The organism is Roseovarius sp. PS-C2 (genome assembly GCF_018862045.1).
Lineage (GTDB): Bacteria > Pseudomonadota > Alphaproteobacteria > Rhodobacterales > Rhodobacteraceae > Roseovarius.
Map to the genome: position 1 here is coordinate 491,812 of NZ_JAHKSQ010000002.1, position 13,069 is coordinate 504,880.

Annotated in this window: 11 protein-coding genes and 1 pseudogene; 11 read left to right on the forward strand and 1 reads right to left on the reverse strand. The window is 61.3% G+C overall.

Annotation, left to right across the window (positions count from 1 at the left end; genetic code table 11):
- Positions 1-15 precede the first annotated feature (15 nt).
- Genes KPG71_RS05780 through KPG71_RS05830 form a run of 11 tightly spaced genes read left to right on the forward strand, consistent with a single transcriptional unit; the run spans position 16 to position 11,969 of the window.
- Positions 16-2,967 carry a molybdopterin cofactor-binding domain-containing protein gene (locus KPG71_RS05780; protein ID WP_216337154.1) on the forward strand — a complete coding sequence of 984 codons (2,952 nt, stop codon included), beginning with the start codon at positions 16-18 and terminating at the stop codon, positions 2,965-2,967.
- On the forward strand, positions 2,964-3,791 hold the full coding sequence (locus KPG71_RS19820) for an FAD binding domain-containing protein (RefSeq protein WP_216337155.1): 828 nt from the start codon (positions 2,964-2,966) through the stop codon (positions 3,789-3,791). Before KPG71_RS05780 ends, KPG71_RS19820 begins: the two co-directional genes overlap by 4 nt.
- Positions 3,779-4,288 (forward strand): (2Fe-2S)-binding protein, encoded by a 510-nt coding sequence (locus KPG71_RS05790; protein ID WP_216337156.1) that lies wholly within the window; start codon positions 3,779-3,781, stop codon positions 4,286-4,288. The genes KPG71_RS19820 and KPG71_RS05790 overlap by 13 nt, the downstream gene beginning before the upstream one ends.
- The gene (locus KPG71_RS05795) at positions 4,281-5,822 is read left to right on the forward strand and encodes an AMP-binding protein (RefSeq protein ID WP_216337157.1); all 1,542 of its coding nucleotides are present in this window, start codon (positions 4,281-4,283) and stop codon (positions 5,820-5,822) included. The genes KPG71_RS05790 and KPG71_RS05795 overlap by 8 nt, the downstream gene beginning before the upstream one ends.
- Positions 5,823-5,846: 24 nt before the next feature.
- Positions 5,847-6,650, forward strand: a complete 804-nt coding sequence (locus KPG71_RS05800; protein ID WP_216337158.1) for an enoyl-CoA hydratase/isomerase family protein — start codon at positions 5,847-5,849, stop codon at positions 6,648-6,650.
- 25 nt (positions 6,651-6,675) lie between these two features.
- Complete coding sequence (locus KPG71_RS05805; protein ID WP_253196115.1) at positions 6,676-7,848, forward strand: ABC transporter substrate-binding protein; 1,173 nt, start codon at positions 6,676-6,678, stop codon at positions 7,846-7,848.
- Between the two features lie 20 nt (positions 7,849-7,868).
- Complete coding sequence (locus KPG71_RS05810; RefSeq protein ID WP_216337159.1) at positions 7,869-8,753, forward strand: branched-chain amino acid ABC transporter permease; 885 nt, start codon at positions 7,869-7,871, stop codon at positions 8,751-8,753.
- Complete coding sequence (locus KPG71_RS05815; protein WP_216337160.1) at positions 8,746-9,771, forward strand: branched-chain amino acid ABC transporter permease; 1,026 nt, start codon at positions 8,746-8,748, stop codon at positions 9,769-9,771. Before KPG71_RS05810 ends, KPG71_RS05815 begins: the two co-directional genes overlap by 8 nt.
- Positions 9,771-10,511 carry an ABC transporter ATP-binding protein gene (locus KPG71_RS05820; protein ID WP_216337161.1) on the forward strand — a complete coding sequence of 247 codons (741 nt, stop codon included), beginning with the start codon at positions 9,771-9,773 and terminating at the stop codon, positions 10,509-10,511. Before KPG71_RS05815 ends, KPG71_RS05820 begins: the two co-directional genes overlap by 1 nt.
- Positions 10,512-10,515: 4 nt before the next feature.
- The gene (locus KPG71_RS05825; protein WP_253196116.1) at positions 10,516-11,214 is read left to right on the forward strand and encodes an ABC transporter ATP-binding protein; all 699 of its coding nucleotides are present in this window, start codon (positions 10,516-10,518) and stop codon (positions 11,212-11,214) included.
- Positions 11,211-11,969 carry an alpha/beta fold hydrolase gene (locus KPG71_RS05830; protein WP_216337163.1) on the forward strand — a complete coding sequence of 253 codons (759 nt, stop codon included), beginning with the start codon at positions 11,211-11,213 and terminating at the stop codon, positions 11,967-11,969. Before KPG71_RS05825 ends, KPG71_RS05830 begins: the two co-directional genes overlap by 4 nt.
- Positions 11,970-12,354: 385 nt before the next feature.
- On the opposite strand, the pseudogene KPG71_RS05835 reads toward KPG71_RS05830, so the two are convergent.
- A pseudogene (locus KPG71_RS05835) lies at positions 12,355-13,058 on the reverse strand (IS6 family transposase).
- Positions 13,059-13,069: the final 11 nt, after the last annotated feature.

Consider the following 13,069-nt stretch of genomic DNA (forward strand, 5'->3'; position numbering starts at 1 on the left):
TGGAGGAGGGCCTCGATGGCGAAGGATGTGCCGCATCAACCGATGTCGCGGCTGGAAGACGCACCCCTTTTGACGGGGCGCGGGCAGTTCTTTGACGATCTGCCGGTGCCGCATGGCACGCTTTATGCCGCCATTCTGCGCAGCCCGCATGCCCATGCGCGTTTGCGCGCGATCCATGTGGATGCGGCGCGCGGCCTTGCCGGTGTGCATTCGGTTCTGACCGGGGAGGATTATGCAGGGGTCGCGGCTCCGCTCATGGTTGGGGTCAGGCTTCCGATCGAATGCTGGCCGATTGTGCGGCACAAGGTTCGCTATGCTGGCGAACCCGTCGCCGTCGTACTCGCCGGAGACCGCTATACCGCCGAGGATGCGCTCGATCTGATCGAGGTGGATTACGATCCGCTTGCGCCGGTGCTCGACCCGGTCGAGGCGCTCGGCGCGGATGCGCCGGTTCTGCATGACGAGATGGGCGGCAATCTTGGATCGGACCGGCAGTTCACCTATGGCGATCCGGGCGCGGCCTTTGACAGTGCAGAGCATGTGGTGGATATCTCGGTGCGGTATCCGCGCAATTCCTGCACCCCCATCGAAACTTATGGCGTTCTTGCCCAATGGGAGCCACATGGCCAATCCTTTGACATCACGGCAAATTTCCAAGGGCCTTTCTCGATCCATCCGGTGATTGCACGGGCCTTGCAAGTGCCGGGCAATTGCCTGCGCCTGCGGACGCCCGAGGATTCGGGCGGCAGCTTTGGGGTCAAACAGGGCGTGTTTCCTTACATTGCGCTGCTGGCTGCATGTGCGCGGCTTGCGGACCGGCCCGTGAAATGGGTTGAGGATCGGCTGGAACACCTCACAGCGTCTGTCTCATCGACCAATCGCGCCATCACACTGCGGGCGGCGGTTCGGGGAGACGGCCGGATCACCGCGCTCGATTACGATCAGGTCGAGGATGTGGGTGCCTATCTGCGCGCGCCGGAACCGGCGACGCTGTACCGGATGCATGGCAATCTGTGCGGCGCCTATGACATCGCGAACCTGTCGGTGCGCAACAGGATCGTAATGACCAACAAAACGCCGACGGGGTTGAACCGCGGCTTTGGCGGGCCGCAGATATACTTCGTGCTCGAACGGCTGATGCAGCGTATCGCGGTGAAACTGGACCTCGATCCGATCGATGTGATCCGGACGAACCTGATCCCGACGGGTGCATTCCCCTACAAGACCGCCAGCGGAGCGACCTATGATTCCGGTGATTACGTCAGGGCTTTTGAGCAGGCGTTGAGAGACGGGCGGTACGATGCGCTTGTGGCTCGTCGGAACGAGATGCGCGCCGAAGGCCGGATGTACGGTATCGGTTTGTCGGTCGCTGTCGAACCCTCGGTGTCCAACATGGGGTATTTGTCGACTGTGCTGACGCCCGAAGAGCGCGCCAGATCGGGCCCCAAGAACGGCGCGCAGTCGAGTGCCACGGTCCATATCGACCCGGTGGGCACGATTACCGTGCAACTCGATTCCGTACCGCAGGGCCAGGGACACAAGACCGTTGCCGCGGGGATTCTTGCCGAGCGTTTCGGGCTGTCGCCGGGCAATATCAAGGTTGTCGCCGCGCTCGATACCACGAAAGATGCCTGGTCCATCGCCGCAGGCAATTACGCCAGCAGGTTCGCGGCGGCCTCGGCCGGGGCCGTGCGCATCGCGGCGGATCGCTTGCGTGACCGGCTCGCGCGGATCGCGGCGGCGCAACTGAACGTGGTAGCGGACGATCTGCGGTTCGAGGGGGGCAGGATATTTGCGACCGGCAATCCCGATGCGGCGCTTCCTTTCGCGCGTGTGGCCTCGGCGGCCCATTGGGCTCCGGCGACCCTGCCGGAACTCGATGGTTCGCCGATCCGGGAAACAGCCATCTGGACAGCCCCCGAACTGAGCGCGCCAAACGAAGCGGACGAGATCAACTCGTCGCTGTGCCATGGATTCATTTTCGATTTTTGCGGGGTCGAGATCGACCCGATCACCCACGAGGCGCATATCGACCGCTACGTGAGCATGCATGACTGCGGCACGATCCTGCACGAAGGCATGGTGGAGGGCCAGATTCGCGGTGCCTTTGCCCATGCAATCGGCGCATCGCTTTATGAAGAATACTCTTATGACGAGGACGGGGCGTTTCTTGCGGGCACTTTCGCAGATTATCCCGTTCCGACGGTTCACGAGATCCCGGATCTGGAAATTTACCATATCTGCACCCCCTCTCCGGTCACACCTCTCGGGGCGAAAGGCGTGGGCGAAGGCAATTGCATGTCGACACCGGTTTGCGTGGCGAACGCGGTTGCAGATGCGTTGCGTCCCGGTTGCGGAGAGGTCGATCTGGTGCTGCCGCTGATCCCCGCACGGATCGCAGGGTTTCTGCAAGACGAGCCCAAGGCGCCCGAGGGCCAGGAAAAGCGCCGGGAGACTGGCGGCAAGGGGCTGTCCGGGACGGGGGAGGCGCGCGTCGATGCGGCACCGCAAGACATCTGGGATTTGTTGATGGATGCTGACCAGCTTGCCGCGATCATTCCCGGCGCGCATGCGGTCAAGCGCCTGTCGCCAACGCGGTTTTTGGCGGATGTCACGCTTGGCGTCGGCCCGGTGAAGGGGCGTTATCGCGTGGATGTGGCGCTGTCGAATCTGGATGAGCCGCGTTCGGCGGTTCTGACCGGCAAGGCCAGCGGCGCGCTGGGTACGGGCATGGGGGAGGGCAAGGTAACTCTTGCGCCGGACGGAGCGGGCGGCACCATCATCGGCTATGCCTACGACGCTTCGGTCGGCGGCAAGGTCGCGTCCGTGGGTGGGCGCTTGCTCGACGGGGCGGCAAAGATCGTCATTGGCCAGTTCTTTTCGGCGCTGGGCCGCAGGGCGGGCGCCCCTACACACCGTCAGGGAATCTTCGCGCGGCTGCGCGCGCGGCTGGGAGGTGCATCGTGAAGCCGGCACCGTTTGACTATATCCGCTGCGACAGTCTGGACGAGGCCGCCGGCCTGATCTTCGAGACAGGTGACGAGGCCCGTGTGATCGCCGGCGGCCAATCTCTGATGGCGATGCTCAACATGCGTCTTGCGCGGCCTTCCGTGTTGATCGACTTCATGAATGCCGAAGAAACACGCAGGGTCGAGACCGGGGAGAACATGTTGCGGATCGGTGCCGGGGTGCGTCAGGCAGAGTTGCTGGTGCGCGAGGATCTGGAGGCGCTCAATCCGCTTCTTGCGAAGCTGCTGCCTTGGGTCGGGCATCCGCAGACACGCGCCCGCGGAACGATCTGCGGTTCGATCGCCCATGCAGACCCGTCGGCTGAAATCCCGCTCGCTCTGTGTGCGCTCGACGGCAAGGTGGTTCTGCGCAAGGGGCGAAAGCTGCGCCGTGTCAGCGGTGCGGAGTTTTTTCTGGGGATGATGCTCACCGACAAGGCCGAGGACGAATTGATCGTGGCGGTCGAATTCCCCGATCTGCCTACCGGAAGCGGCACGGGGTTCGGTGAGGTCGGTCGCCGCAAGGGCGATTTCGCCATCGTTGCCTGCGCCGCTGTCGTCACGAAATCCCGTGTCCGCCTGGCCGTTGGTGGGGTCAACGACACACCTGTGGTCAAGGATTGGGATGCGCTTGCCCCCGAGGACGAGGCGGACGCGCTCAATGCGCTTGCCTGGTCGCTCGACGCGCGCGGCGATCTGCATGCAACGGCCCGGTATCGTCGCGACCTGGTGCGTGGCCTTGGCTCCCAAGTGCTGAAGGAGGCCCGCGCATGCGCCGGTTAGATGCCACGCAATCCCATGTGATACGGTTTACGCTGAACGGGCGTGCCGTCGAAACGCATTCCTCTCCGCGCATGCTGCTCAGCGATGTGCTGCGCGGTGAATTGGGCGCAACCGGAACGCATGTCGGCTGTGAACACGGTGTTTGCGGCGCGTGCACCGTGCGGATCGACGGAATGATGGCGCGTAGCTGCCTGACGCTTGCCGTTCAGGTCGAGGGAGCAACCGTCGACACGGTCGAAGGCGTTGCCCCGGCGCCGGGCCGTCTCTCGGTGCTGCAAGACGCATTCCGAAAACATCACGCCCTGCAATGCGGGTTCTGCACAGCGGGGATCGTGATGTCGCTCGACACGTTGCTGCGCGACGCCCCCGACGCCGATGAGGCGCGCATCCGCGATGTGCTTTCGGGGCATCTGTGCCGCTGCACTGGCTATCACGCCATCGTTCAGGCCGCTCTAGAGGCGGCTGAAACTTTGCGGAAGGAAACCGATCATGCTTGATCTCGGACGCTCACTTGTTGCGAGCGTGTCCCGCGCGCCCGATGCGCTCGCCTTGGTCGATGGCGAGATCCGCCTGACCTATGGTGAATGGTACGGTCAGATTTCGGCCCTGACGCAAGGGCTTGCGGATATGGGCCTGAAACAGGGCGACCGTATCGTAACGACGCTTCAGAACAACCGTGCCGCGGCCTCGGTTCACTGGGCCTGCCAACTCGCGGGGATTGCAATCGTGCCGGTCAACTGGCGCGCGACACCTGATGAACTCGGCTTTTTCGTCGCCAACAGCGATGCGCGCTCGATCATATTCGACGCTTCCAGCGAAAAATCGGTTCGGGAGGCGGAGGGCGTCACGGGCCTGCCGAAGATCGCCTATGGTGTCGCGGTCGAGGGTGGTGCGTCCTTTGACGATATCGTCACGCAATCCGCACCCGATGCGACACCGCAAGCCAGCACCGAAGATTGCTCGGTCATGCTATACACGAGCGGGACGACGGCCAGACCCAAGGGCGTACCGCGCCGCCATCGCGCGGAACGTGCAGGCGCTGTGGCGCATGTCGCGCAGAACATGATGCCGATGGGCGATACGACCCTCGGGGTCATGCCGCTCTATCACACGATGGGCGTACGGTCGCTTCTTGCGATGACATTGCTGAACGGGACTTTCGTTTGTCTGCCGCGGTTCAACTGCGCCGATGCCCTGAACCTGATCGCGCAGGAACGGATCGGCAGCCTCTACCTTGTCCCGACGCTCTATCATGACCTGATAGATCATCCCGATTTTGAACAGACCGACCTGTCGTCGGTGAAGCGTCTCGGTTTTGCGGGGGCGTCGATGACCGAGGGCCTGCTCAAACGCATCAATGCTGCGTTCAGGCCCGATCTGTTCGTGAACCATTACGGCTCATCGGAGGTTTATACCTTTTCGATCGAACAGGACGCGGTCGCAAAGCCCGGCTCCGCCGGCAAAGCCGGGCTCAATCAGCACTTGCGCGTGGTTGAAATGGGGGCGGGCGATCCCGATGCCATCCTGCCCCAGGGCGAAGAAGGCGAGATTATCGCGACACTCAGTGGCGACGAGGCCTTTGAAGGCTACTGGAAACGCCCCGAAGCCAACGAGAAATCGCTGTGCAGGGGATGGTTCTTTACCGGCGATTGCGGCCATTTCGATGCCGACGGCGATCTGTTCGTTACCGGACGGGTGGATGACATGATCATCACCGGCGGCGAGAATGTCTCGCCGGTCGAGGTCGAAAGCTGTCTTTCCATGCATCCCGGTGTGGCGGAGTGCGCCGTGGTCGGCCTGCCCGACGAACGCTGGGGCAAGATCGTGACCGCGTTCATCAAGCGGCGGGGCGATGTGACCGCTGAAGAGCTCGACCTTCACTGTCGTACTTCGGCCCTCGCCAATTTCAAGCGCCCGCGCCGTATCGTTTTCGTTTCCGAACTTCCGAAATCACCGGTGGGCAAGTTGCTGCGTCGCGAACTGGTTGCGGGAAACTTCACCCCTGAACACGAACAAGCCACAGCGAAATAAGCTGTTCAAAAGGAGACTACATTCATGACCAACCCCTATTCAGACCTGCCACTGCTGGCCGAACCCGATGGGTTTCGCATCGAAGTCGATGCCGATAGCGAGCGTGGCGACATCGTTCTTGAGCGCCCGCCAATGAACGTGATCTCCATGGGCCAGCGCGATCAGTTGCGCGCCGCCTTCGAAGCGCTCGATGCAGACGATCGCGTACGCGTGATCGTGTTGCGTGCCGAGGGCGAGCATTTCTCGTCGGGCGGTTACATTCATGGATTTCTCGACGCGTCCCCTGAGCATGTAAGCCATCTGGCCGACAACGTCGCCGCGCCGTGGCGCTGCGCCAAGCCGGTGATCGCGGCGAACAAGGGGTACACCTTTGGCGTTGGTTTCGAAATTTCGCTCGCTTGCGATTTCCGGATCGCGGCCAAATCCACGCGCTACGCCTTGCCCGAGCAGAAACTCGGCCAGATTCCTGGCTCGGGCGGTTCGGCACGCCTGCAGGCCATTGTCGGGCTGGCGCGCACCAAGGATGTCGTGATGCGTTCGCGCCGGATCACCGGCCAGCAAGCGCACGACTGGGGCATTGCCGTCGAACTGGTGGAGGATGACGCGCTCGAACAGGCCACCGCCGATCTGGTCAACGAACTCCGCAGTTTTTCGCCCATGGCACAACGCACGGCGAAGAAACTGCTCAACGACAGCGAAAACGCGACGGTCGCCATTGGCATCGAACTCGAGGGCCATTGCTACAGCCGCCTGCGTCAATCCGAGGATTTCGCGGAGGGCGTCAAGGCTTTCCACGAAAAGCGGAAACCGACTTTCGTCGGCCGCTAATCAAAGTTCACAGGGAGGAACTACAATGACTATCAAAGGACTGATGACAACTGCAGCCTTGACTGCGCTTTTCTCGGGCTCGGCCATGGCCCAGGACGAGCCGATCCGTATCGGTGTCGTCACCCCGATTTCCGGCACGTATGCCGGTATCGGCCAGCAGGTGACCTGGGGGCTCGACATGGCCACCGAGGAGATCAACGAAGCGGGCGGCATCATGGGCCGTCAGGTTGAACTGATCTACGAGGACAGCGAGGCCAACCCTTCGGTCGCCGTGCAGAAGGCCGAGAAACTCATGACCGCCGAGAACGTCGATTTTCTCACCGGGACGGTGAATTCTGGCGCGACTTTGGCTGTCGGTCAGGTCGCCGAGCGGGCGGGCAAGCTTCTGGCCACGACCGTATCCTTCTCGGACGCGATTACCGGCGACAAGTGTTCACCCAACGTGTTCCGGGTGAATGCGCGTGCGGGTCAGCAATCGGCCGCGCTTGCCGCTTGGATTCAAAAGGAAAAGCCCGAAGCCAAGGTGTTCTATCTCGGGCCGGACTATGAAATGGGCCGGTCTACCGTGGCCGCGTTCAAAAGCAACGCCGAGAAGGTGGGCGCCAAATCCACAGGGGAGGTATTTGCCCCGCTCGACGCCAAGGATTACAGCCAGTATTTCGGGCATATCCGCGCGGCTCAGCCCGAGGTGCTTTACACGTCGGTAGCCGGCAACGACACCGTGCGCCTCTTTACCCAGATGAAGGATTTCGGTGTGCGTGACGGCCTGACCATTCTTGGCGCATCGGGTACGGTAACTAGCCAGAATATCGGCGCCATTGGCGATGCGGCTGAAGGCTTCATCACCGGTGTGGGCTATTCCACGTTGATTGACACGCCCGAGAATGCGGAATTCGTCAAGGCGTTCAATGCCCGCAACGGCGCCGATCCGGATCTTTACGGTGCGGACAGTTATGGCTTGCTCTTTGCCTACAAGAAGGCGGTAGAGGCGGCTGGTGGCACAGGAACCGATGAGGTTCGCGCGGCCCTCGAAGGGCTCGAATGGCAGACGCCGCAGGGCGTGAAATCCATCCGTGCGGGGGATCATCAGGCGGTGCAGCCGATGTACGCCGTGCAGGTCAAAGACGGAGCTTTCACCATCGCCGATACGATCGACGGCGAAGCGGCGATCGGTCCCGACACATGTGAACGTTTCTGAGCGGGGCGCGGAGAGAACGCATGGCGGATTATCTGCATTTCGTTCTGGCGCCGCAGATGCTCAATGGCTTGGCGCTGGGGATCTCCGTGATCCTCGTGGCGCTGGGCCTCACGATCATCTTCGGTTTGCTGGATGTCATCAATATGAGCCATGGCGAGTTTTACGCTGTGGGCGCCTATGGCGCGCTGGCGCTGAGCCTTACGGGGCTCAACTATTGGGTCCTCATCGCGCTGGTCCCGATCCTGATGCTGCCGTTGGGCGTCATCACGGAGCGCTATCTGATCCGTCGGGTCTATGATGGGGCAGACCGGCATGTCTCGACGTTGCTTTTGACCTTCGGGCTGGGGCTGATTGCCGAGGATGTGCTGAAAATTCTCTTCGGGCCGAACACGCACCGGCCCGAAAACCCGCTTCCGGGCGCGACCGATCTGCTCGGGGTGTATATTCCGACCTATCGGCTTTTCCTGATCGGTATCGGGGCGGCGGTGATCCTTGCGGTTGCTTTCGTCACCTATCGCACGCGGCTCGGCGCGATCGTTCGGGCCGCCTCGTTCGACCGCAACATGGCGGCGAGTCTCGGTGTCCGTGTGGGCTGGGTCTATTCCGGGGCTTTCGCCTTCGGCGTGGCTCTGGCAGGGCTTGCGGGGGTTTTGCTTGCGCCTGTTTACTCGGTCTTTCCCACGATGGGGCGCGACTTCATCCTGATGGCCTTCACGGTGGTGATCGTCGGCGGCATGGGGTCGATCTGGGGCGCAGTCATCGCGGGAATTCTGCTCACACAGGTTCAGGCGATCTCGAGCCTCGTCATCTCGCCTGTCTGGTCCGATCCGATCGTCTTTGGCGTGATGGTCGTTGTGCTCATGTTCCGCCCTCAGGGACTGTTCGGGAGGATCGGCCATGCATGACCGTCTAGACATCTCCATGCGGGCCAACCATGTGTTCTTTGCCCTGCTGCTGGTCGTGGCGGTGATCGGCATGGTCCTCGCCGCGGTAACCAACGACGTGTTCTATCTGAGACTCGCGACCGAAGCCCTCATCCTTGGCGGTCTCGCTCTTTCGGTCGATATCCTGCTTGGCTTCGGCGGGCTGTTGAGCCTCGGGCAAGCGCTCTATTTCGGAGTGGGTGCCTATGTTTCCGCTCTGGTTTTGCGCGAAGTGCCGTCCTTCTGGCTTGCGATGGGCGCGGCCATCACAGCGTCGCTTTTGGCAGGGATCATTGGCGGGCTGATCGCCAACCGGGTCCGCGGCGTGTATTTTGCGCTCATCACCTTCGGTATGGCGCAGGTCGTTGCCAAGGTGGTCTACAACACGCGTGAACTCGGCGCGTCTGACGGGCTGATCGGTGTGCCGGTGCTCGACATTCCGCTCGGGTTCGTCACGATTTCGGCGGGTAGTCCGCTGGCGTTTTTCCTGCTGACCTTGGTGATCATCACGCTCCTTTATGCGGCAGTGGCGTATCTGCTCACCACTCCGTTCGGCAGGCTGGTCATCGCCCTCAAGGCCAACGAGAACCGTATCCCGTTTCTGGGCTATTCCACATGGGGACCAAGAATGGTGTCCTATGTGGTCGCTGCGCTCATCGCGGGGATCACTGGCGCGCTGTACCCGATGCTGCGCGGCTTCGTGTCGCCGGAGCTGATGTACTTTGCCGCGTCGGGCAATGCCGTCATCATGGTCATTCTCGGTGGGGCCGGGACACTGGTCGGCGCGCTTTATGGCGCGGTCATTCTGACCTTTCTCAAATCGGTCGTGGGCAGCTTTACTGAACACCACCTCATCGTGATCGGCCTGATCTTTATCTGTGCAATTCTCTTTATGCCGAAAGGGCTTGTGGGGCTTGTGAAGCCTAGGCTCGAAACCCGTATGCGCAATTCGGAGCGGCGTCATGCCGCTGCCCAAGCCAAGACGAAAAGAGCGACGTGATGAAACCGATCCTGAACACAGATGCGCTCAGCATCGCATTCGGTGGGCTCAAAGCGGTCGATGCGGTCACCATTGCCGCGATGCCCAACGAGATTACAACGGTGATCGGGCCGAACGGCGCGGGAAAAACGACGCTGTTCAATCTGATCTCCGGTGCGCTCAGCCCCAGCGGCGGTGCGGTGTATCTCGATGGCAAGGACGTTACCCGCGACGGGCCTGCGGCGCTTCAAAGGAACGGGCTGGCGCGGTCGTTCCAGATCACCAACCTGTTCTTTGAGATGACCGTGCGCGAGAATCTGAGATTGGCGGCCCAGGTGCTGGAACCTGTTTCGCATGCCTTGCGCCCGCTCCGGCGCACCGGGCGCGCGGCGCAGAAGGTCGACGAGTTGATAGATCGCTTCGAGTTGCACGCGAAGACCCATGAGCAGGTTGGCTATCTGAGCCATGGCGAGCAACGCCGCCTTGAGATCGCGATGTGTCTGGCTTGTGAACCCAAGGTTCTCATGCTTGACGAGCCGACCCAGGGGATGAGCCACGCCGATACCGAAGAGACGGAAGAGATGATCCGCAGCCTTACGGACAGCGTTTCTATTCTCTTGATCGAACACGACATCGGCATCGTGATGGCAGTCTCGAACCATGTCGTGGTCATGCATCAGGGCCAGAAAATCGCGGATGGTACACCCGACGAAGTGCGCGCCAACCCGGCTGTCCAGGCGGCATATTTCGGAAATGGATGAGACAATGCTGCATATCAGAGATATTAACAGCCATTATGGCCTGAGCCATGTGATTCAGGGCATTTCTCTTGACGTTCAGAAAGGCGAAATCCTGGGTGTTTTCGGGCGCAACGGGGTCGGGAAGACCACCCTTCTGAAAAACATCGCGGGTTGGGTGAAGCCAAGCTCCGGTTCGATTCAGCTTGACGGGAAAGACATCGGCGGGAGCGAGCCGGACGCGATCAATCGTGAAGGGCTTGCAATCGTGCCGGAAGATCGGCGGATCTTTCCGGGGCTGACGGTTCAGGAAAACCTCGAACTCGGCCTGCTCGGCCTCAAGGGGCCGAAGCCCGCTTCGAAACTCGATCCGGTGCTCGAACGATTTCCGCGGCTGGCCGAACGCGTCAGGCAACCGGCCACGACCCTGTCGGGCGGCGAGCAGCAGATGCTTGCCATGGCCCGCATCATGGTGGCTGATCCCAGGGTGGTCCTGATTGACGAGCCCTCCGAAGGGCTTGCCCCGATGATTGTCGCCGAGATTTTCGCGATCGTACGCGAAATGCGGGATGCGGGCTGTGCCATCGTCCTTGTCGAGCAAAATATTCACGAGGCGCTTGCCGTCTGCGACCGTTTCGTTCTCATCGAACGTGGGACGGTCGTGTTCGAGGGCGATGCGGAGGACGAGCCGACCCGAGAAAAGCTGCTTCAAAAGCTTGCAGTATGAAGACCTTGCGCCATACGTCTGTGGGGCCGCTCGAAGTCGTTCGATGCGGCCCTGAACAGGCCGAAACGGTGATTTTCCTTCATCATGGTTTCGGGACGGCTGCGTCGATGCAGGCTGTCATGGAGGTTTTTGCGGTCCGCTGGCCCGATCTGCGCCTGATTGCCTATTCGCGACCCGGCTGCGGGTTGTCGCCGAAGCGTGCCGCTGCCAAATCCGTCGATTATCTGCATATCGAAGCAACGGAGGTTCTTCCGGCGCTTCTCGATGCGGAGGGCATCAATATCGCGCATGTTGTCGGTCACAGCGATGGAGGCAGCATCGCGTTGATCGCGGCTGCGCAACCGGATGCACGGGTGGCGTCGGTCACGGCGATCGCCCCCCATAGTTTCGTCGAGCCCCATACGATCTCCGGTGTTCGCGCGTTGGCGGATAAACGCGAAGATCCGGCGTTGCGCAAGGCGCTTGCCCAACGGCATGCCGACTCTGGTTTCGCCTTTGAAAGCTGGCTCGATCTGTGGTTGTCGGCCGGGATGCATCGATGGAGCATCCGGGATTTGATGGATCGAATATGCTGTCCTCTGGGCTTGCTTCAGGGAACCGAAGACGCGTTCGGCACACGCGCCCAACTCGACGCCATCCTGCCCCGAGCCCGTTCGCAGAAGGTCGGTCTTCACATGGTTCGCGGCGCGAGCCACGAGTTGCACAAAGAGCACCCGGACGCTGTAGTGGATATGTGGCAATTCTTGACGGCCTGAGGGCCAAGCCGGGCGTCGTAAACGGCAAGAACCTGCTGCGCAGCGGCCGGGACGGCGAGGGCCATGACGACGGCGCAGCCAAACAGGGTTGCTCTCATAGCCATGCCCTCTCAATTCGACACGACGTTTCCCAAATGAAACGCTTCGATCCTAAACGTCCTGCGGTTTTATGTACCGGTCAAGTGTTGCGGGCGACTGAGCGACGGAACTGGCTGACATGGGGTGCTGCCAGACGGATTCAGGTCAGCCCCGGCACAGGTGCGCATTCGTTGAAACAGGTAGTGTTGAATTTCGGAGGTGAATTCTGGGCCGACCCTACTCCCCTAGAATCGGACGGTGTCAGACGAATTCGAACCAGTCTCTGCAAGGGCAGGGTAGCCGCCCCTTATGCCATGCAAAGACCACGCCACTCAGCGAGAGCGGCGGCGCGGTTGAGCTTGAAATTTGATCTTGAATAGAGGCTGCGCTCCGAGTTGAACAGATAGTAGACTGAGGCGTGGACGGCGGCGAATTTCTGCAGACTTCGTAGTCGCCGGAAGCGCAACATCGCCCGCTCTCGCCTTCGGAACGGCAGGTGGGAATTCTCGACGCGATTGTTCAATCAGCGGCCGGTTTCCTGTCGATCTGCATTGCCGATCTCTTTCAATGCGGCGCCATATGAACGCAGCCGGTCCGTGACAATTACGTCTGGGCGACCGTGCTCGCGCATTGCTTTCTTCAAGAATTTCAGTGCCGCCTTCTTGTCGCGGGTTTTCGTCACGAAGCTTCCAGGATTTCTCCCTCGTGATCCACCGCGCGCCAGAGGTAGTGCCTCTCGCCGTTGATCTTCACGAACATCTCGTCCAGGTGCCAGCGCCATCGGCTGGATTTCATTCCGGCCACGCGGCGCTTCTTGATCTCCACCGCGAAGAGGGGGCCGAAGCGATGCCACCAATACCGCACGGCTTTGTGGCTGACATCAATGCCTCGCTCGTGAAGCAGGTCCGCGACGTTCCGCAGCGAAAGCGGAAACCTGACATACAGCATAACGGCCAGGCGGATGATGTCCCGGCTGGTTTTGAAATACTTGAATGGGTCGCGTTTTGTCATCCGGGCAGGCT